The organism is Bacillus sp. TL12 (assembly GCF_022625245.1).
Taxonomy (GTDB): Bacteria; Bacillota; Bacilli; order Bacillales; family Bacillaceae_G; genus Bacillus_A.
The window spans coordinates 1-580 of record NZ_JAJJBY010000191.1; the positions used below are offsets into that span (position 1 = coordinate 1).

A 580-nucleotide genomic window follows, 5' to 3' on the forward strand; every position below is an offset into this window, starting at 1 on the left:
GGACTGCTCCACCCCGCGATAATACTATTCATATATTATTTTTATATATGGTGGAGGATGACGGGATCGAACCGCCGACCCCCTGCTTGTAAGGCAGGTGCTCTCCCAGCTGAGCTAATCCTCCAAAGTGGTGACCCGTACGGGATTCGAACCCGTGTTACCGCCGTGAAAGGGCGGTGTCTTAACCACTTGACCAACGGGCCAAAAATATCATGGCGGAGAGCAAGGGATTCGAACCCTTGATACGCTTGTGACGTATACACGATTTCCAATCGTGCTCCTTCGGCCAACTCGGACAGCTCTCCAATCATGGCTCCGCAGGTAGGAATCGAACCTACGACCGATCGGTTAACAGCCGATAGCTCTACCGCTGAGCTACTGCGGAATGATATTAGCCTGGCAACATCCTACTCTCACAGGGACAAGGTCCCAACTACCATCGGCGCTAGAGAGCTTAACTTCCGTGTTCGGTATGGGAACGGGTGTGACCTCTCTGCCATCATTACCAGACTACATTCACTTGAGACAAACATTATTATACTTGATTGATTCAAAAAGTCAACAAGTTTTTTATGTTCCC

4 tRNA genes and 1 rRNA gene are annotated in these 580 nt (G+C 49.7%); all 5 read right to left on the reverse strand.

Going from position 1 to position 580, the window contains the following annotated elements:
• Positions 1-48: 48 nt before the first annotated feature.
• The 5 genes from LOK41_RS28425 to rrf all read right to left on the reverse strand — a co-directional run bounded on the left by LOK41_RS28425 (position 49) and on the right by rrf (position 510).
• Positions 49-124: transfer RNA gene (locus LOK41_RS28425), tRNA-Val, on the reverse strand.
• Positions 125-128: 4 nt separating this feature from the next.
• Positions 129-203 (reverse strand) — tRNA-Glu (locus LOK41_RS28430).
• Positions 204-213: 10 nt separating this feature from the next.
• Positions 214-305, reverse strand: a tRNA-Ser gene (locus LOK41_RS28435).
• Between the two features lie 5 nt (positions 306-310).
• Positions 311-385 (reverse strand) — tRNA-Asn (locus tag LOK41_RS28440).
• Positions 386-394: 9 nt separating this feature from the next.
• Positions 395-510, reverse strand: a 5S ribosomal RNA gene (gene rrf / locus LOK41_RS28445).
• Positions 511-580 lie beyond the last annotated feature (70 nt).